Annotated in this window: 13 protein-coding genes; 10 read left to right on the plus strand and 3 right to left on the minus strand. The window is 66.0% G+C overall.

Features of this window, described 5'->3' with window-relative positions:
- Nucleotides 1-419 precede the first annotated feature (419 nt).
- Nucleotides 420-788: a hypothetical protein gene (locus tag I4U41_RS16485; RefSeq protein WP_206862262.1), complete on the plus strand. Its 369-nt coding sequence runs from the start codon at nucleotides 420-422 to the stop codon at nucleotides 786-788.
- Nucleotides 789-863: 75 nt separating this feature from the next.
- Here the strand turns inward: I4U41_RS16485 and I4U41_RS18725 are convergent, their stop codons facing one another.
- Both I4U41_RS18725 and glmS read right to left on the minus strand, forming a co-directional pair.
- Entirely contained in the window at nucleotides 864-1865 is a 1002-nt protein-coding gene (locus I4U41_RS18725; RefSeq protein WP_484502686.1) for a TniQ family protein, read from the minus strand.
- 67 nt (nucleotides 1866-1932) lie between these two features.
- Nucleotides 1933-3765 carry a glutamine--fructose-6-phosphate transaminase (isomerizing) gene (gene glmS, locus I4U41_RS16490; RefSeq protein ID WP_206862263.1) on the minus strand — a complete coding sequence of 611 codons (1833 nt, stop codon included), beginning with the start codon at nucleotides 3763-3765 and terminating at the stop codon, nucleotides 1933-1935.
- A 193-nt stretch (nucleotides 3766-3958) separates the two neighbouring features.
- Here glmS and I4U41_RS16495 point away from each other — a divergent pair, with 193 nt between their 5' ends.
- The 6 genes from I4U41_RS16495 to I4U41_RS16520 all read left to right on the plus strand — a co-directional run bounded on the left by I4U41_RS16495 (nucleotide 3959) and on the right by I4U41_RS16520 (nucleotide 11487).
- Complete coding sequence (locus tag I4U41_RS16495) at nucleotides 3959-5248, plus strand: efflux RND transporter periplasmic adaptor subunit (protein ID WP_206862264.1); 1290 nt, start codon at nucleotides 3959-3961, stop codon at nucleotides 5246-5248.
- An 80-nt stretch (nucleotides 5249-5328) separates the two neighbouring features.
- Entirely contained in the window at nucleotides 5329-6057 is a 729-nt protein-coding gene (locus I4U41_RS16500; RefSeq protein ID WP_206862265.1) for an ABC transporter ATP-binding protein, read from the plus strand.
- Nucleotides 6058-6070: 13 nt separating this feature from the next.
- The gene (locus I4U41_RS16505) at nucleotides 6071-7390 is read left to right on the plus strand and encodes an ABC transporter permease (RefSeq protein WP_206862266.1); all 1320 of its coding nucleotides are present in this window, start codon (nucleotides 6071-6073) and stop codon (nucleotides 7388-7390) included.
- 16 nt (nucleotides 7391-7406) lie between these two features.
- The gene (locus I4U41_RS16510) at nucleotides 7407-8645 is read left to right on the plus strand and encodes an ABC transporter permease (RefSeq protein WP_206862267.1); all 1239 of its coding nucleotides are present in this window, start codon (nucleotides 7407-7409) and stop codon (nucleotides 8643-8645) included.
- Nucleotides 8646-8831: 186 nt separating this feature from the next.
- Nucleotides 8832-10166: a sigma-54-dependent transcriptional regulator gene (locus I4U41_RS16515; protein ID WP_206862268.1), complete on the plus strand. Its 1335-nt coding sequence runs from the start codon at nucleotides 8832-8834 to the stop codon at nucleotides 10164-10166.
- A 4-nt stretch (nucleotides 10167-10170) separates the two neighbouring features.
- On the plus strand, nucleotides 10171-11487 hold the full coding sequence (locus I4U41_RS16520) for a sensor histidine kinase (protein ID WP_206862269.1): 1317 nt from the start codon (nucleotides 10171-10173) through the stop codon (nucleotides 11485-11487).
- Nucleotides 11488-11557: 70 nt separating this feature from the next.
- On the opposite strand, the gene glmU is transcribed toward I4U41_RS16520, so the two are convergent.
- Nucleotides 11558-12928, minus strand: a complete 1371-nt coding sequence (gene glmU / locus I4U41_RS16525) for a bifunctional UDP-N-acetylglucosamine diphosphorylase/glucosamine-1-phosphate N-acetyltransferase GlmU (RefSeq protein ID WP_206862270.1) — start codon at nucleotides 12926-12928, stop codon at nucleotides 11558-11560.
- 137 nt (nucleotides 12929-13065) lie between these two features.
- On the opposite strand from glmU, the gene I4U41_RS16530 reads away from it, so the two are divergent.
- From I4U41_RS16530 to I4U41_RS16540, 3 genes are all read left to right on the plus strand, one after another.
- Nucleotides 13066-13467: a GtrA family protein gene (locus tag I4U41_RS16530; protein ID WP_206862271.1), complete on the plus strand. Its 402-nt coding sequence runs from the start codon at nucleotides 13066-13068 to the stop codon at nucleotides 13465-13467.
- A gap of 108 nt (nucleotides 13468-13575) precedes the next feature.
- Nucleotides 13576-16011: a hypothetical protein gene (locus I4U41_RS16535; RefSeq protein WP_206862272.1), complete on the plus strand. Its 2436-nt coding sequence runs from the start codon at nucleotides 13576-13578 to the stop codon at nucleotides 16009-16011.
- Entirely contained in the window at nucleotides 16004-16975 is a 972-nt protein-coding gene (locus I4U41_RS16540; protein ID WP_206862273.1) for a glycosyltransferase family 2 protein, read from the plus strand. Before I4U41_RS16535 ends, I4U41_RS16540 begins: the two co-directional genes overlap by 8 nt.
- Nucleotides 16976-17205 lie beyond the last annotated feature (230 nt).

Below are 17205 nucleotides of genomic sequence, written 5' to 3' on the forward strand. Positions count from 1 at the left end.
TCTGCGTCAACTCCACGCACTTTGCCGCTGTTACAGCGAGCAGCGATACCCTGGCCACGTCGCGTTCCTGAGGAATGTGCACTCTAGCGATGCGGAGCACGTCCTATCCAGTAAAGGTCGTACAGCACCCTGCGGCCAAGGCATACGAGCAACGTCTAGGTCAAGCAGCTTTGGCCGGCTCCATGACACCGTCCGAGCGACTGCACTCTGGCCTCACAGAACAAGGTGAACCAAGAGCACGCAGGGCCAAGGAACCTCCAAAGCCCAAGGTCACCGGAGAAGCCTTGCTCGAGGGTGCTGTGGCGCTTAACAACAGCCTAAGGCCAAGAACCTAACTGCCCGCCGAATCGCCCCACTAGAGCAGAACTACGTTGCGTCTGGATGGCGCTGACCAGCTAAACCCAGGGAGGAAGGAGAGAATGGCACTGCAATTGACAACATCAAAACAGTTGCTGCGCGAGCCCGGACGATATGCCTGGTCGCCCCTGCTATGCAGTACGATGCTGGGCATCTCCCTCCAAGAATTGGCCTTCATTCTTGGCGTAAGCGAGTTTGCTCTGCACCGTCGGCCAGACGCCCCCATTGTGCAGCGAAGGCTCGGCGCCTTCGCCGAAGTCTTAGACTGGCTGTTGGTGATCACGCCAGACGTGGAGTCTGCTGCGTTTCATTTGAAGAATACCCCGATACGGGCGTTGAAGCAGCGGACGCTCCTCGAGACGATCGGCGACGGCGAATACGAGAAAGCTCTCCGCTACCTGCAAACGATCGTCGGCGGCCAGAATGGATAAGCATGGCGCGCACCCGGGCTCCTTACGTCTAAGCGCCATTCAAAGTGAGTTTCAAGGCCTCGTCTGGCACCTCCTTCATGAAACCTGCTTCTCAATCGCCACCGAACGAACACATGGTTCAGCCTGCTCCGCATCTCCATTCCTCTCACTTCGCTTAATACTGAGCTGCAGAAATAGCTCTTCCATGGACCCTCCGTGAGATGCGAGGGTTAAAGCCAAGTGGTACAACGAGATATGAGGCCGCCACCGCGGACGCGGAGACAGGAGAAGGTGTTGGAAATGGCGGGTGAACCACGCCCTGACCTGCGGACGCCCCTGCAGGTCCCGGATGGCCTCACGGATCATCGTTTCAACGGCAACACGTGAAGTGCGGGCCCGCTCTGCGACAAGATCATGAATATCCGAAAGGCGCGCACAACCTGTATCGCGCCAGCGCCAGGACACCAACTCTGTATAACAGTGAATCGCGGAGTCAGATTCATTGATACGCGCACCGCTGCCCGATCCGACCTGTAGAGCTCCCGTGCGTGACATAGGAAAATGAGAAAGCGGGCGTTGAAGATTCGCAGGACGCTCTTCCAACATCTCATGATGGGAGGGGCAAAACTCAATGCCCGCTGCCTGATGAATTCTCCTGAACCATGTGAAGCCTTCTGCCTCCATGGCGTCTATCTGACAGCGCCTACAGAATTTCGTTCGATGCCGAGCCGGTAGTAAGCAAGCGTGCTCGTGCAAGGCACTTCGCGTGTAATAGTCAAGGGCCTTGGCGCCATCTCTGGAGTGCATGCTGAGAACTAGCATGTACCCCATCCCATGCCTCCATGCGTACGGATGAAGCTCCTCCTCAGTATCAGCGCTGGCGAGCAGCCGGAGCACTTGCGCCGCCGCAAGAGAAGAGTCGAGTCCCCCTCCCATCGATTGGCCCCCGCCCGACCACTTTTCGATCATCCTTGGAACGGAATCTAGGTTGTTGAGCGCCGCAGTCCGATAGAGGTGCCCCCACACAGTCTCATCGGGCTTCGCCTTGGGAACCAGTATCTGCGACTGGTTCCATCCAAAGGACGAAGGAGGAGTCATGACAGACTTAATTAATCCGTACAGACTTTATTGTTCGTAATCACAACGACCGAACGTGCCCGGGGAATTACTCCACCGTCACCGACTTCGCCAGATTCCGCGGCTTGTCCACGTCGGTACCGCGCGCCAGTGCGGCGTGGTACGCCAGCAGCTGCACCGGGATCGCATGCACCACCGGCGACAGCACGCCGACGTGACGCGGGGCGCGGATGACGTGCACGCCTTCGGAGGCGCCGAACTGGCTGTCCTCGTCGGTGAAGACGAACAGCTCGCCGCCGCGGGCGCGCACTTCCTGCATGTTGGACTTCACCTTCTCCAGCAGCGTGTCGTTCGGCGCGATGACCACCACCGGCATCGCGGCGTCCACCAGGGCGAGCGGGCCGTGCTTGAGTTCGCCCGCCGGGTAGGCCTCGGCATGGATGTAGGAGATTTCCTTGAGCTTGAGCGCGCCTTCCAGCGCGATCGGGTAATGCACGCCGCGGCCGAGGAACAGCGCGTGCTGCTTCGGCGCGAAGCGCTCGGCCCAGGCGGTGATCTGCGGCTCCAGGTTCAGCGCGTGCTGCACGCTGCCGGGCAGGAAGCGCAGCGCGTCCAGGTACTGGCCTTCCTGCTCCACGCCCAGGCGGTCGTTCAGCTTCGCCAGCGTTGCGGCCAGCGTGAACAGCGCCACCAGCTGCGTGGTGAAGGCCTTGGTGGATGCCACGCCGATCTCGGCGCCGGCGCGCGTGTAGTACACCAGCCGGCTGGCGCGCGGGATGGCGCTTTCGGGCACGTTGCAGATGGACAGCGTGCGGTCGTGGCCCAGCGACTTGGCGTACTTCAGCGCTTCCATCGTGTCGAGCGTTTCGCCCGACTGCGAGATGGTGACGATGAGGTGCTTCGGGTTGGCAACGGCCTTGCGGTAGCGGTATTCGCTGGCGATTTCGACCGAGCACGGCAAGCCGGAGATGGCTTCGATCCAGTAACGCGCGGTGAGGCCGGCGTAGTAGCTGGTGCCGCAGGCGAGGATCTGCACGCCTTCGACGCCGCGCAACACGTCCTCCGCGCTCGCGCCGAACAGCAGCGGACTGAACGCGTTGGCGTCCATCACCGCCTCGATGGTGTCGGCGATGGCGCGCGGCTGCTCGTGGATTTCCTTCTGCATGAAGTGGCGGTACGGGCCCAGCTCCAGCGAGGCGAGCGACACGTCGGACACGTGCACTTCGCGTTCGATCGGCGCATTGTTCGCATCGAACACGCGCACGCCCTCGCGGGTCACTTCGGCGGTGTCGCCTTCTTCGAGGAAGATCACCTGGCGCGTGGCCTGCACGATCGCGGACACATCGCTCGCGACGAAATTCTCGCCCTCGCCCAGCCCCACCAGCAGCGGGCAGCCCATGCGTGCGGCGATGAGGCGGCCGGGTTCGCGCTTGCTGACCACGGCGATGGCGTAGGCACCGACGAGTTCACGCACCGAGTTCTGCACGGCCGTCAGCAGATCCGCGCCCTGCGACTGGTGGAAGTGGATCAGGTGCGCGATGACCTCGGTGTCGGTCTGCGACTCGAACACGTAGCCCTTCGCGCGCAGGGCTTCGCGCTGCTCGTCGTGATTCTCGATGATGCCGTTGTGCACCACCGCCAGCTCGCCGAAGGAGATGTGCGGATGCGCGTTGGCTTCGGTCACGCCGCCGTGCGTGGCCCAGCGCGTGTGGCCGATGCCGAGCGTGGCGTGGAAGTCCTCGGACTGCGCGGCGGCCTCCATCTCGGCCACACGGCCGGTGCGGCGCACGCGGCGGACGTCGGCACCGTCCAGGACGGCGATACCGGCGGAGTCGTAGCCGCGGTATTCCAGGCGCTTGAGGCCTTCGATCAGCACCGGTACCACGTCGCGATCGGCGATCGCACCCACAATTCCGCACATGCAGCGGCACTCCAGATCGGGAAGACGGACAGTTTAGCGGGAGGTACGCGATGGCGGCTTTACGGCGGACACCGGAGTGTCCGCGCGGACACCGCGGACACCGTGCCGCACGCGCAAGTGGTTGAAAACAAAGAGCGCGGGGGTTGGCACGCTCCGTGCGTGTTCAGGTGGGTTCCCATCACCGACCGACCGCATGATCCGCGACACCTCCGGCCAAGACCGCGTCATCGCCGCGCCCCCCGCGAACCCGCGTCGCAAGCAGCTGCTCATCGGCGGCGGCGTGACGGCGGCCCTGCTGCTGGCCTTGAGCGTGCCCACCCTGGGGCGCTGGCTGGGCGCCGGACAGTCGGTCAGCGGCGAGCGCCTGCGCACGGCCGAGGTCCGCCGCGGCACGCTGGTGCGCGACGTCTCGGTGCAGGGCCGGATGGTCGCCGCGGTCAGCCCCACCCTGTATGCGCCGGCCGCCGGCACGGTCACGCTGAAGGTGCAGGCCGGCGACACCATCAAGCAGGGCCAGACGCTGGCGGTGATCGACAGCCCGGAGCTGCGCAGCAAGCTCGTGCAGGAACAGTCGACCCTGGCGAGCCTGCAGGCCGAAGCCAGCCGCGCCGCGCTCGACGCGCAACTGGCGCGCTCCACCGCGCAGAAGGCGCTGGACCAGGCACAGATCGACCGCACCGCGGCGATGCGCGACCTGGAACGCAGCCAGAAGGGTTTCGATGGCGGCGCGGTGTCGAGCATCGAAGTGGCCCGCGCGCAGGACACGCTGAAGAAGGCCGATATCGGCCTGCTGCACGCGCAGCGCGATTACGGCCTGCAGGATCGCGGCGCCGGCCTGGACACGCGCAACAAGCACCTGCTCGCACAGCGCCAGCAGGCGCTGGTCGACGACCTGCAGCGCCAGGTGGACGAACTCAACATCCGCTCGCCCGTGGACGGCATGGTCGGCACGGTGAACATCACCGATCGCACGGTGGTGCCGGCCAATCAGCCGCTGCTGGTGGTGGTCGATCTGCGCGAACTCGAGGTCGAACTCCCCGTGCCTGAAAGCTACGCCGACGACCTGCGCCTGGGCATGGGCGCGGAGATCAGCTACGGCGGGCAGAAGTACAACGGCCAGCTGCGTTCGGTGTCGCCCGAAGTCGTCAACGGCCAGGTGATGGCGCGCGTGCGCTTCGCCGACGACCAGCCCGACGGCAAGCGCCCGACCGGCCTGCGCCAGAACCAGCGCGTCAGCACGCGCGTGATGATCGAGGAGAAGCCGAACGTGCTGATGGTGCAGCGCGGCCCGTTCCTCGATACCGGCGGCGGTCGGGTCGCCTACAAGCTCGACGGCGACAGCGCGATCAAGACCGCGATCACCACCGGCGCCAGCAGCCTGTCCGACGTGGAAGTGCTGTCGGGCCTCCAGCCCGGCGACCGCATCGTGATTTCCGACACCACCGCATTCAACGGCGCCGAGGAAGTCATGGTCAACGACTGACCGGTAACGTTCCCTCGCCTTCGCGCATCCCTGTCCACGCCCCGAAACCTTCGCCGAACACGCACCACCAGGAGCCCGCCATGCTGAAGATGACCCACCTGAGCAAGGTCTACCGCACCCACATGATCGAAACGCATGCACTGCGCGGCTTCGACATCCACGTGCGCGAAGGCGAGTTCGTCGCCGTCACCGGCCCGTCGGGCTCGGGCAAGACGACGTTCCTCAACATCGCCGGCCTGCTGGAAGACTTCAACGACGGCGACTACCTGCTCGACGGCGTGTCGGTGAAGGGCCTGGACGACAACGCGCGATCGAGGCTGCGCAACGAGAAGATCGGCTTCATCTTCCAGGGCTTCAACCTGATTCCGGACCTGAACCTGTTCGACAACGTCGACGTCCCGCTGCGCTATCGCCGCATGACGTCGGCCGAGCGCAAGGAGCGCATCGAGCACGCGCTGGGCCGCGTGGGCCTGTCCTCGCGCATGAAGCACTATCCGTCCGAACTGTCCGGCGGCCAGCAGCAGCGCGTGGCGATCGCGCGTGCGCTGGCGGGTTCGCCGCGCCTGCTGCTCGCCGACGAACCCACCGGCAACCTCGACTCGCTGATGGCGCGCGGCGTGATGGAACTGCTGGAGGAGATCCACGCGCAGGGCACGACGATCGTGATGGTGACGCACGACCCCGAACTCGCCGCGCGCGCGCAGCGCAACGTGCACATCATCGACGGCCAGGTGACCGACCTGGACGATGCGCCGCGCCTGGGCGGCGAAGTCGCCGCCACGACCGCCGCCACCGCGACCGAAGCCTGAGGAGCGCGCGACCATGTTCACCTACTACCTGCGGCTGGCGGCGATCTCGCTCAAGCGCAACCGCATCCTCACCGCCCTCATGGTGGCGGCGATCGCGCTGGGCATCGGCATGTCGATGACCTCGATGACCGTGCTGCACATGATGAGCGCCAATCCGTTGTCGCATAAGGACGAGAAGGTCCGGCGCATCCTGCTCGACAACTGGGACGTGAACGACCCGTGGGACGAGGACAACCCGACCGAACCGCCGGACCTGGTGACCTACCAGGACGCCAACAACCTCGTGCAGGCGCACAAGGCCGAGCACGAGGCGGCGTTCTTCCCCAACGTGCTTCCGCTGGAGCCGGACAAGCGCGAGGTCAAGCCGTACATGGTCGAAGCGCTGTTCACCACGTCGGGCTTCTTCCCGATCTTCGAGCCGCCATTCCGCTACGGCAGCGGCTGGTCGCCCGCGGAAGACCGCAACGCCGCGCGCGTGGCGGTGATCGACAGCGAGACCAACGACAAACTCTTCGGCGGCGAGAACAGCGTGGGCCGCAAGGTACGGCTGGGCGGCGAGGACTACACCGTCGTCGGCGTGCTGGAGAAGTGGCGTCCGACGCCGCGCGTTTACCACGTCGCCAACGGCGCTTTCAATGATCCGCAGTCGGTGTTCGTGCCCTTCGCCATCGGCATCGAGAAGCAGCTCAACAGCAACTCGAACAACAGCTGCTACAAGGACGCCGAACCGGGTTACGCCGGCCTGCTCGCGTCGGAATGCATCTGGATCGACCTGTGGGTGCAGGTGAAGGACGACGCCGACGCGCAACGCTACGCGAGCTTCCTCAACGACTACGTGGCCGAGCAGAAGAAGACCGGCCGCTTCCAGCGTCCGACCAACAACCGCGTCTACACGGTGTCGGAGTTCCTGGAAGCGCAGCGCGTGGTCGGTCGCGACGTGCGCACGCAGGTGTGGCTGGCGTTCGCGTTCTTCGCGGTGTGCCTGATCAATACGGTGGGCCTGCTGCTGGCGAAGTTCATGGGCAAGGCGCCGGAAATCGGCCTGCGTCGCGCGGTCGGTGCGAGCAAGCCGGCGGTGTTCGCGCAGTACCTGACCGAATCGGGCCTGGTCGGCCTCGCCGGCGGCCTGTGCGGGCTGGTGCTGACGGGCCTCGGGCTGCTGGCGCTACGAAAGCTGTATGCGGGCACCTCGATCGAACGGCTCGCCGAACTGGACTGGAGCATGGTCTTCGCATCCCTGCTGATCGCGTTGATCGCCAGCCTCATCGCCGGTCTCTATCCGACGTGGCGCGCCTGCCAGGTGCAGCCGGCCACGCAGTTGAAGACGCAGTAACCGCGAGGAAACCATCATGGAATTCCGCCCGATCCTCAACGCGCTCATGCGCAACAAGACCGGCCTGCTGCTGATCGCGCTGCAGGTCGCCATCACGCTGGCCATCGTGTGCAACAGCGTCTTCATCATCCTGCAGCGCATCGAGAAGGTGAACCGTCCCAGCGGCATGGACGAAAGCGCGCTGTTCACCATCACCAGCCTGGGATTCGCGCAGGACTTCGACCTGCGCGGCAGCATTCGCGAGGACCTGGAGACGCTGCGCTCGATTCCCGGCGTGGTCGACGCCACCACGATCAACTCCGTGCCGCTGTCCAACGGCGGCTGGAGCGAGGGCATCACCACGCAGCCCGAGAGCGTGCCGGAGGAACAGCGCAAGAACGTGCCGACCGCGCTGTACCTGGTCGACGAGCACGGCGTGAACACGCTGGGCGTGAAGCTCGTCGCCGGCCGCAACTTCACCGTCGGTGACGTGAGCTACCGCTCGAAGGACGACAAGGGCACGCCGCACACGCTGATCATCACCCAGGCGCTCGCCGACCAGCTGTATCCGGAAGGCAACGCGGTCGGCAAGGTGATCTACAGCGGCATCGGCGGCCGGAACGGGCCGATCACCATCGTCGGCATCATCGAGCGCCTGCAGGCGCCGTGGGTGGGCTGGGACAAGGTCGAGCACGCGATGCTGGTGCCGCAGTACCAGGACGGCGAGTTCGATTCGAGTTCCGCGCGCTATCTCATCCGCACCGAACCCGGCCGCCGCGACGAGGTGATGAAGGAAGCCGAACGCAAGCTGGGCGAGATCAACACCGGCCGCATCGTGCGTGGGCTGCGTTCGGTCGAGGAAGTGCGCGGCGAAAGTTACCGCCAGGACCGCGCGATGACCGTCGTGCTGGGCACGGTGATCTTCTCGCTGCTCGCGGTGACCGGGTTGGGCATCGTCGGCATGGTCAGCTTCTGGGTGACGCGCCGCGTGAAGCAGATCGGCACGCGCCGTGCGCTGGGTGCGCGCCGCTTCGACATCCGCCGCTACTTCATGATCGAGAACGTGATCGTGGTGGGCGTGGGCATCGCGCTCGGCCTGCTGCTCACGTACGGCTTCAACATCTGGCTGATGAAGCATTACGAGCTGCCGCGCCTGTCGTGGTACTACGCGCCGCTGGGCGCGCTGACGGTGCTGCTGCTGGGACAGCTGGCGGTGTTCGGACCGGCGACGCGTGCGTCGCGGGTGTCGCCGGCGGTGGCGACGCGGACGGTGTGAGCGGTTCCGGGATTCGGGATTCGAAGACATGCTGTTCCCGCGCGGGCGGGAATCCATCAGGGCGCGATGTCATGGTTCCCAAGGATCTGACATCGTCCCGACGCGAACCCTGTAACCGGCGGCGGCCGTTCGCTCCTCTCTCCGGAACGGCCGCCGCCCCATGCGCCCCACTGCTACCCTAGGCCGATGCGGACCATCCTGGTCATCGACGACAACCATGCCGTGCACGTCGCGCTCGACGTGCTGTTCTCGCTGGCCGACCTGCGCGTGCTCAGCGCGCAGTCGCCGGAGGAAGGCCTGCAACTGCTGGAACGCGAGACGATCGATCTCGTCATCCAGGACATGAACTTCACCGCCGACACGACCTCCGGCGAGGAAGGCATCGCGCTGTTCCGCACGATCCGCGACCGTTTCCCCGACCTGCCGATCATCCTGCTCACCGCGTGGACGCGGCTGGAGTCGGCCGTCGCGCTGGTGAAGGCCGGCGCCGCCGATTACCTCGGCAAACCGTGGGACGACCGCAAGCTGATGACCACGGTCACCAACCTGCTGGAACTGGGCGAGGCGAATCGCGCGCTCGCGCAGCATCGCGACGGCGAGCGCCGTCGTCGGCAGGAACTGGAACGCCAGTACGACCTGCGCGGCATCGTGTTCGGCGATCCGGCGAGCGAACGCGTCGTCAGCCTCGCGTGCCACGTCGCGCGCGCCGACGTGCCGGTGCTGGTCACCGGTCCGAACGGCGCCGGCAAGGAGCGCATCGCCGAGATCATCCAGGCCAATTCCGCCGTGCGCGAAGGCCCGTACGTGACGCTCAACTGCGGCGCATTGCCGTCGGAGCTGATCGAGGCCGAGCTGTTCGGCGCGGAAGCCGGCGCGTACACCAGCGCCAACAAGTCGCGCGAAGGCAAGTTCGAATCGGCCGACGGCGGCACGCTGCTGCTCGACGAGATCGGCAACCTGCCGCCGGCCGGGCAGATGAAACTGCTGCGGGTCCTGGAAACCGGCCGCTTCCAGCGCCTGGGTTCGAACCGCGAGCGCCAGGTGAAGGTGCGCGTGATTGCCGCGACCAATGCCGACATTCCGGCGATGATCCGCGCCGGCGCGTTCCGCGAGGATCTCTACTACCGCCTCAACGTGATCGAGCTGCGCGTGCCGCCGCTGGCGGAGCGTCGCGGCGACATCCTGCCGCTGGCCGAGCACTTCCTCGAAGGCCGGCGCCGCCTGAGCGACTCGGCGCGCAGCGCGTTGCTGCGGCATTCGTGGCCGGGCAACGTGCGCGAGATGAAGAACGCGATCCAGCGTGCATTGCTGCTCGGCCGTGCGGACGTGATCGATGCCGACGAACTCGGCCTCGCCGCCATCGCAGCCAGCCCGCGCACGCACGACGGCGAACTCGATCGCGAGACGATCGAATCGGCATTGCAGCGCGCCGGCGGCGTGATGAGCCAGGCCGCGGCGGACCTGGGCCTCAGCCGGCAGGCGCTGTACCGGCGGCTCGACAAGCTCGGCATTGCCCGGTGATGCCATGCAGCCGCAGACGCGCCAGTTCTCGATGGCCGGAAAGCTCGCGTTGCTGCTGTTCGTGGCGATGCTGGGCGCCGCCGGGCTCGCGGCGCTGCTGATCGACTGGCTCGACAACGCGCTGCTCGGCGCGAGCCTGGCGATGCTGGCCTGTGCGATCGTCGCGCCATGGATCGCGCAACGCTATCTCGCCCGACAACTCAGTCTGTTCCGCGCGTTGTCGGGTTCGGTGGCGAGCTTCCGCGACGGCGATTTCAGTTTCAGCGTGACGCGCCGGTCGCATGACGAACTCGACGACCTGGTCGAGGCGCACAACGAACTCGGCCGCGTTCTGCGCGAGGAGCGCCAGTCGCTGTTCCAGCGCGAACTGCTGCTCGACACGGTCGTGCAGAACACGCCGACCGCGCTGCTGCTCACCGAGAGCCGCGGCGCGATCGTGTACGGCAACGTCGCCGCGCGCCAGCTGTTCCATGACGGGCGCAAGGTCGAAGGACTGAAGTTCGCGCAGCTGATGGAACACACGCCCGCGCCGTTGCGCGAGGCACTCGGCGAAGGCCGTGACCGGCTTTTCAGCTTCGAGCATGCCGGGCAGGAAGAGACCTACCACCTCGCGCGTCGCGACTTCCATCTCAATGGCCGCGTGCACACGCTGTACATGTTCAAGCGGCTCACCGCCGAGTTGAACCGGCAGGAAGTGGCGACGTGGAAGAAGGTGATCCGCGTGATCAGCCACGAGCTCAACAACTCGCTGGCGCCGATCACGTCGCTGGCGCATTCGGGCGCCGAGCTGCTGCGGCGCGAGGACTACGAGAAGCTCGGGCGCATCTTCGAAACCATCGAGGAACGCGCGCGGCATCTGCACGGCTTCCTGCGCGGGTACTCGAGCGTGGCGAAGCTGCCCGTGCCGGAACTGGAAACGGTGGAATGGGCGCCGTTCCTGTCGCGGCTGCAGCAGCATTACGCGTTCCAGCATGGCCCGGTGCCGGACGATCCGGCGCGCTTCGATCCCGCGCAGGTCGAGCAGGCGCTGATCAACGTGCTGAAGAACGCGCACGAATCCGGCTCCGCGCACGAGGACGTGACCGTGTCGGTCCGGCAGGTCGGGCGCGTGCTGCGGGTGGAAGTGAGCGATCGCGGTCCGGGCATGTCGGATGCGGTGCTCGCCAACGCGCTGGTGCCGTTCTACTCGACCAAGCGCAGTGGCAGTGGCCTGGGTTTGGCGCTCGCGCGCGAGATCTGCGAGGCGCACGGGGGCCGGATCGGCCTGGCGAATCGCGACGGCGGCGGGCTGACGGTGAGTTTGACGCTGCCCGCCGAGTAACGGGGAACGAGCGGAGAACGGGAAACGAGTGAAGAACGCCCTGCTCGTTGCTGGTTCCTTTCACTCGTTCCTAGCCTTTGGGCTTCTTCACCGGCCGCTGCCACCCCTCCACCACCGACTGCCGCGCACGCGCCACGGTGAGCTTGCCTTCGGGCGCATCGCGCGTGACGACCGAACCCGCGGCGATCGTCGCCTCACGGCCGATCGTCACCGGCGCAACGAGCGAGGAATTGGAGCCGATGAACGCGCCGTCCTCGATGATCGTGGTCGACTTGTTCACGCCGTCGTAGTTGCAGGTGATCGTGCCGGCGCCGACATTCACGCGCGAGCCGATGACGGTATCGCCGAGGTACGTGAGGTGGTTGGCCTTGCTGGTCACGCCGATGCGCGCGTTCTTGGTCTCGACGAAGTTGCCGATGTGCACGCCGTCGGCGAGCACGGTGCCCGGACGCAGGCGCGAATACGGACCGATCTGCGCCGCGCCTTCGACGACGACACCATCGAGGTCGCAATGCGCGCGCACTTCGGTGCCGGGGCCGAGGGTGACGTCCTTCAGGCGGCAGAACGGGCCGATGCGAACGCCGTCGCCGAGCACGACCTTGCCTTCCAGCACCACGTCCACGTCGATCTCCACGTCGTGGCCGACGCTCACCTCGCCACGCTGGTCGTAACGCGACGGGTCGGCCAGGCGGGCGCCCTGCACACAGAGCGCACGCGCCGCGCGACGCTGGAAGGCGCGTTCGAGTTGCGCGAGTTGCCACGCATCGTTGGCACCTTCGACTTCGATCGGATCCTGCACGTGGACCATCTCGGCCGCGTTGAATTCGGCGGCGGCGGAGGCGAAGACATCGGTGAGGTAGTACTCGCCCTGCGCGTTGTCGTTGCCCAGGTGCTGCAGCCAGCGGCGCAGGGCCTCGCCGTCGGCGACGAGGATGCCAGTGTTGACGGTGCGGATCTCGCGCTGCTCGTCGTCGGCGTCCTTGTGTTCGACGATGCGGCCGACGCGACCCTGCGGATCGCGCACGATGCGGCCGTAGCCGGTGGGATCGTCGAGATCGGCGACCAGCACCGCGATGCGTCCCGGCGCCTGCAACAGGCGTTGCAGCGTCTGCGCGGTGATCAGCGGCACGTCGCCGTACAGCACCAGCACGCGCGCGTCGACCGGCACCGACGGCATCGCCTGCTGCACCGCATGGCCGGTGCCCAGGCGCTGCTCCTGCTCGGTCCAGTGCAGGTCCGGCTGGTCGGCGAACGCCGCACGCACCTGCTCGCCCCCGTGCCCGTACACGACGTGAACGCCGGCCGCACCGAGCTGGCGCGCGGTGTCGATCACGTGCCCCAGCATCGGCTTGCCGGCGATCTTCTGCAGCACCTTGGCCGTGGACGATTTCATGCGCTTGCCCTCGCCGGCGGCGAGGATGACGACGTGCAACTGGTTCATGCGTGTTCCTGTTCTGTTCCTGATGCCGGCCCGGACGTCGACGCCGCGAGCGGAATCTTAGCAATGGTCCGGCGACAGGCTTCCCGTGCGGCGCGGCCTTCAGCAAGTGTGACCGACGGCTGGTCTAGAATCACGGCATGCGCCGACTGATCCCCACCCCCACACTGCTCCGGCAGGGCGGCAGTTACTTCCTGATCGGCATGTTGCAGTTGCTGGTGGACTGGGCCGTTTTCGTGAGCCTGAGCGCCGCCGGCGTCGCCGTCGAGCCCGCCAACGTGGTGGGTCGCGTCAGTGGCGCGGTGCTCGGGTTCTGGTTCAACGGCCGGTTCACCTTCGGCTCGGAAGGCACCCTGGGGCGGCGCCAGTTCGCGCGCTTCGTGCTGATGTGGCTCGGGACCACGGCAGTGAGCACGTGGGCCATGGCGAACATCGACGCGGCGGTTGGCCTCAAATGGGCGTGGCTGGCCAAGCCGGCCATCGACCTGGCGCTGAGTGCGGTCGGATTCCTTCTCTCGCGGCACTGGGTGTACCGGCGCTGATCGCTCCAGGCCCGGCCCGCCCACCACCCCGGCCCAGCCGAACTGTTCTCGCAGACAGTCGTCTTTTTTCGCAGATAGACTAGGCCGATTTCCCTAGGCGCAGAGTGCATGGACGCAGTTCCCCGAACGTTGTCGCTGCCGTCGTCCGTGCGGCAGCTGATCCTGTGGGTCACACCGCTACTGACGGTTTTTGGCTTCCTTTTCCATTCGACGTGGCGCAACGTCGCGGTATTCACCGTGGTGGACTATGCCCTCATCGCTGCTGCGATCACCACCATCACGGGCCTGGTGTGGATGGTGCAGCGACGCCGGTTCGTCGCGACGGCTGCCGGGGCGTGGCTCGTGGCGCTGGCGTGTTTCGCCGGACTCGGGCCGACGGCGGCAGCCCTCGTCATCGCGGCCGTGGCCCTCGGCCTGGGTACGTTGCTCGTGGCCGACGACGAGCCTGCCCGTGCGGAGCTCGCACTGCTTGCCGGCCTTGGCATCATCTGCGCGGCGGTCGGCTGGCTGCTGCCGTTTCCGATCCATCGTCCTTCGGTGTATTTCCTCGTCGCCGCGCTCGTCATCTCCTTGCGACGCCGGGCGATCGTGTCCGCGGTACGACCGCTCGGTAGCCGGTTCGTTTCCGCCATCGACCAGGCCCCTGTGGCCGCGTTCGTCGCGATCACCTGCGTGGGCATCGCATCGACCGCCGCCTGGTTGCCCACCGCGCAGTCCGACGACGTCAGCTACCACCTGGCGCTGCCGTGGCAACTGCAGGAACTGGGCTACTACCGCATGGCCGCGGGCGATTCGCTCTGGGCCGTGGCGCCGTGGGCGAGCGATGTGGTGCATGCGATTGCGCAGCTGCTCGCGGGGAGCGAGGCGCGCGGCGCCGTCAACGGCATCTGGTTGCTGCTCATCTGCGGAGCGCTCTGGCAGCTCGGCCTCCTGCTTGGACTGCCCTCCGCACTGCGCTGGATGGCGATCGCGCTTTACGTCACGTTCCCCATGTCGAGTTCCCTGCTGGCGGGCATGCAGACGGAGACGGCCACGACGGCCACGCTGCTCGGGCTCGCCATCGCGATCGGCAGGCCTGCCGTCTACGGCCGAAAGCGGCTCTGCCTGATTGCCGTACTCGCCGGCCTGCTGCTGGCGCTGAAACTGTCCAATGCACTGTTGCTGATTCCGATGGGCGTCTGGCTGGTGGCCAGAGCCGGTCGCGGGCTGCCGTGGAAGTGGCTGCTGCCGGCCAGCGCGCTGGGTCTCCTCGTTGCCGCATCGAGCTACTTCTACGCATACCTGCTCACCGGCAATCCCACCCTGCCCTTCCTCAACGGCATCTTCCAGTCGCCCTACTTCCAGCCGATCAACTGGAAGGACGAGCTGTGGGATGCCGGTGTGAACTGGAGGACGCCCTGGGACCTGACGTTCCATACCACGCGCTACCTGAGCGCCAAGGACGGCGCATCCGGAATGGCGCTCCTGCTGATCTTCGCCGGCACCCTGCTTGCGCTGCTCCGACGTCGCGCGCGTGCGTTGGCTCTGGTGGGCCTGGGCTGCTTCCTGCTGGTTTTCTTCCAGATCCAGTACGTGCGCTACGTCCATCCGTCCTTCGCACTGCTGGTGCCCGTCGCGATGGCCGGCTTGAACCAGCTTGAGCTGCGCAGGCAGACGCTGGCAGCTGTCGGCGCGATCGTCGTTCTGAACCTGAGCCTGCTTTCCACGGGTTACTGGCAGATCCACGGCGGGATGCTGCATGTGTTCCTGCTCGAAGGCAGCAGGGAGGCGTTGCGGAAGTTCGTTCCGCAGCGTGAGGTCGCGGCCCGCGTTCGGGATCTGTACCACGGCAGCAAGCAGGCCCTCTTCCACAATGTGATTTCGCACGGCAACGCCGAACTGGCGGGGACCGCGTACACGACAGCCTGGTACGACTGGCGTCTCAGAGGACTTGCCGCCGCCGCCGATTCGGATCCGACCGGCAAGGCATGGCGAAAGTTGCTCTCGGACTTCGGCGTGGAAGTCGTGGTGGTCGACACGCAGAGGCCGAGTCCGGCGTTGAGCGCGGCCCTGCGCTCCAGCGAGAGCCGCCAGGTGTCGAGCGTGGGCAATTATGAAATCTGGGAGATAGCCGGTATCTCGCTGCCGGCCGCCACGACTGTCGAGAAGCCCGAGTACATCAAGGTCCGCTATCCGGTGTCGGGCGACGTTCGACGGTTCGATTCCAGCATTTCCATGCACTGCGACCAGGTGAACGTCCCGATCATCGTCTCCTGGTCGGCGCGTTACGCGGACCGCCCCGGCGAAACGCATCTGGAGTCGCGCTGGGCCACCTGCACGACTTCGGAAGTGGCCAGCATCGAGAACGCGCTCACGCTGAACGAACCGGTCAAGGAGTTCGTGGTGACCGCTTCGCCAACCAAGCCCATGCGTTTCTCCCTGATTCGCGCCGCCACGATCCCGGCTTCCGATGTCGCCCGCGATCGGGATCTCGCGAGCGGGCTCCGCCAATCCATTGCTTCGCTATTCGTGCGCAAACAGCAGGACGGAAACGCCCATGAATGAACGAACTCCGCCTCGCCTTGCCGTCGTGATTCCGTGCTACGGCGTCGGTGCCCTGGTCCTCGATGTGATCGCCGGCATCGGGCCGGAAGCGGGATGGATCTACGTCGTGGATGACCAGTGCCCGTTGTCCACCGGACGACTGGTCGAACGCGAATGCCGTGACCCACGGGTCACCGTCCTGTATCACGAGAAGAACCAGGGCGTGGGCGGCGCGGTGATCACCGGCTACACGGCGGCACTGGAAAGCGACGCGGTGGCCATCGTGAAGATCGACGGCGACGGGCAGATGGATCCGGCCATGATCGACCGGTTGGCGGCGCCGATCCTCGCCGGGCGCGCGGACTACACCAAAGGCAATCGCTTCCACCATATTGCCGACGTGGCCGCAATGCCGGCCGTCCGCCTGATCGGCAACGCGGTGTTGTCCTTCATGACCAAGCTGTCCAGCGGCTACTGGCAGCTGTTCGACCCGACCAATGGCTTCACGGCGATCCATCGCAAGGTGGTGTCCGAGATTCCGCTGGACCGCGTGGCCAGACGTTACTTTTTCGAGTCGGACATGCTGTACCAGCTCAATCAGGTTCGCGCTGTCGTGGCGGAGATGCCCATGTCCGCACGTTACGAAGGCGAGCCTTCGAGCCTGCGCCCGATGCGCGTGATTGGTCCTTTTCTTGCAGGACATTCGCGCAACGCTTTCCGTCGCCTCATCTACAGCTACTTCGTTCGCGGTTTCTCGGTGGCGTCATTGGAGCTGCTGGTCGGCATACCGATGCTGGCCTTTGGTGTCATCTTCGGAGCGATCGCGTGGTGCCGTTCGATCGCGTTGGGAGAGGTATCCACCGCGGGCACCGTGATGCTGGCGGCCCTGCCCCTGATCCTGGGTAGCCAGCTGATCCTGTCGTGGCTCAATTTCGACATCGCGTCGGAACCCAGGCAGCCGCTGCATCGACTGCTGGGCGATTGAAGTCATGCGCCGGACCGGACACGATCCGGCGCCCGTCGTTGGGCATTGTGCGGGAACGTTCCCTGCTTCGCGACGTTGCACGACGCTCCCGCGCACGGACAGTGCGCAATCAGCTGCGCGCGTGCTTTGACACGCGCTATGAACGCCGAGCTCACCACGCTTGTGTTGGCAGCCCCACGCCTCAGCCCGGGAAGATTTTCTGCCCGGCGCAGCAGTTGTTCTGGTGAATC

This window comes from Lysobacter changpingensis, assembly GCF_017308985.1.
Classification (GTDB): domain Bacteria; phylum Pseudomonadota; class Gammaproteobacteria; order Xanthomonadales; family Xanthomonadaceae; genus Lysobacter_J; species Lysobacter_J changpingensis.

Bases quoted from the DNA above. Each gene is read 5' to 3' on its own strand.
- I4U41_RS16505 (WP_206862266.1), top strand. From the start codon at position 6,071: ATGTTCACCTACTACCTGCGGCTGGCGGCGATCTCGCTCAAGCGCAAC.
- I4U41_RS16495 (WP_206862264.1), top strand. From the start codon at position 3,959: ATGATCCGCGACACCTCCGGCCAAGACCGCGTCATCGCCGCGCCCCCC.
- I4U41_RS16515 (WP_206862268.1), top strand. From the start codon at position 8,832: ATGCGGACCATCCTGGTCATCGACGACAACCATGCCGTGCACGTCGCG.
- I4U41_RS16535 (WP_206862272.1), top strand. From the start codon at position 13,576: ATGGACGCAGTTCCCCGAACGTTGTCGCTGCCGTCGTCCGTGCGGCAG.
- glmU (WP_206862270.1), bottom strand. From the start codon at position 12,928: ATGAACCAGTTGCACGTCGTCATCCTCGCCGCCGGCGAGGGCAAGCGC.
- I4U41_RS16530 (WP_206862271.1), top strand. From the start codon at position 13,066: ATGCGCCGACTGATCCCCACCCCCACACTGCTCCGGCAGGGCGGCAGT.
- I4U41_RS16540 (WP_206862273.1), top strand. From the start codon at position 16,004: ATGAATGAACGAACTCCGCCTCGCCTTGCCGTCGTGATTCCGTGCTAC.
- I4U41_RS18725 (WP_484502686.1), bottom strand. From the start codon at position 1,865: ATGACTCCTCCTTCGTCCTTTGGATGGAACCAGTCGCAGATACTGGTT.
- glmS (WP_206862263.1), bottom strand. From the start codon at position 3,765: ATGTGCGGAATTGTGGGTGCGATCGCCGATCGCGACGTGGTACCGGTG.
- I4U41_RS16500 (WP_206862265.1), top strand. From the start codon at position 5,329: ATGCTGAAGATGACCCACCTGAGCAAGGTCTACCGCACCCACATGATC.
- I4U41_RS16485 (WP_206862262.1), top strand. From the start codon at position 420: ATGGCACTGCAATTGACAACATCAAAACAGTTGCTGCGCGAGCCCGGA.
- I4U41_RS16510 (WP_206862267.1), top strand. From the start codon at position 7,407: ATGGAATTCCGCCCGATCCTCAACGCGCTCATGCGCAACAAGACCGGC.
- I4U41_RS16520 (WP_206862269.1), top strand. From the start codon at position 10,171: ATGCAGCCGCAGACGCGCCAGTTCTCGATGGCCGGAAAGCTCGCGTTG.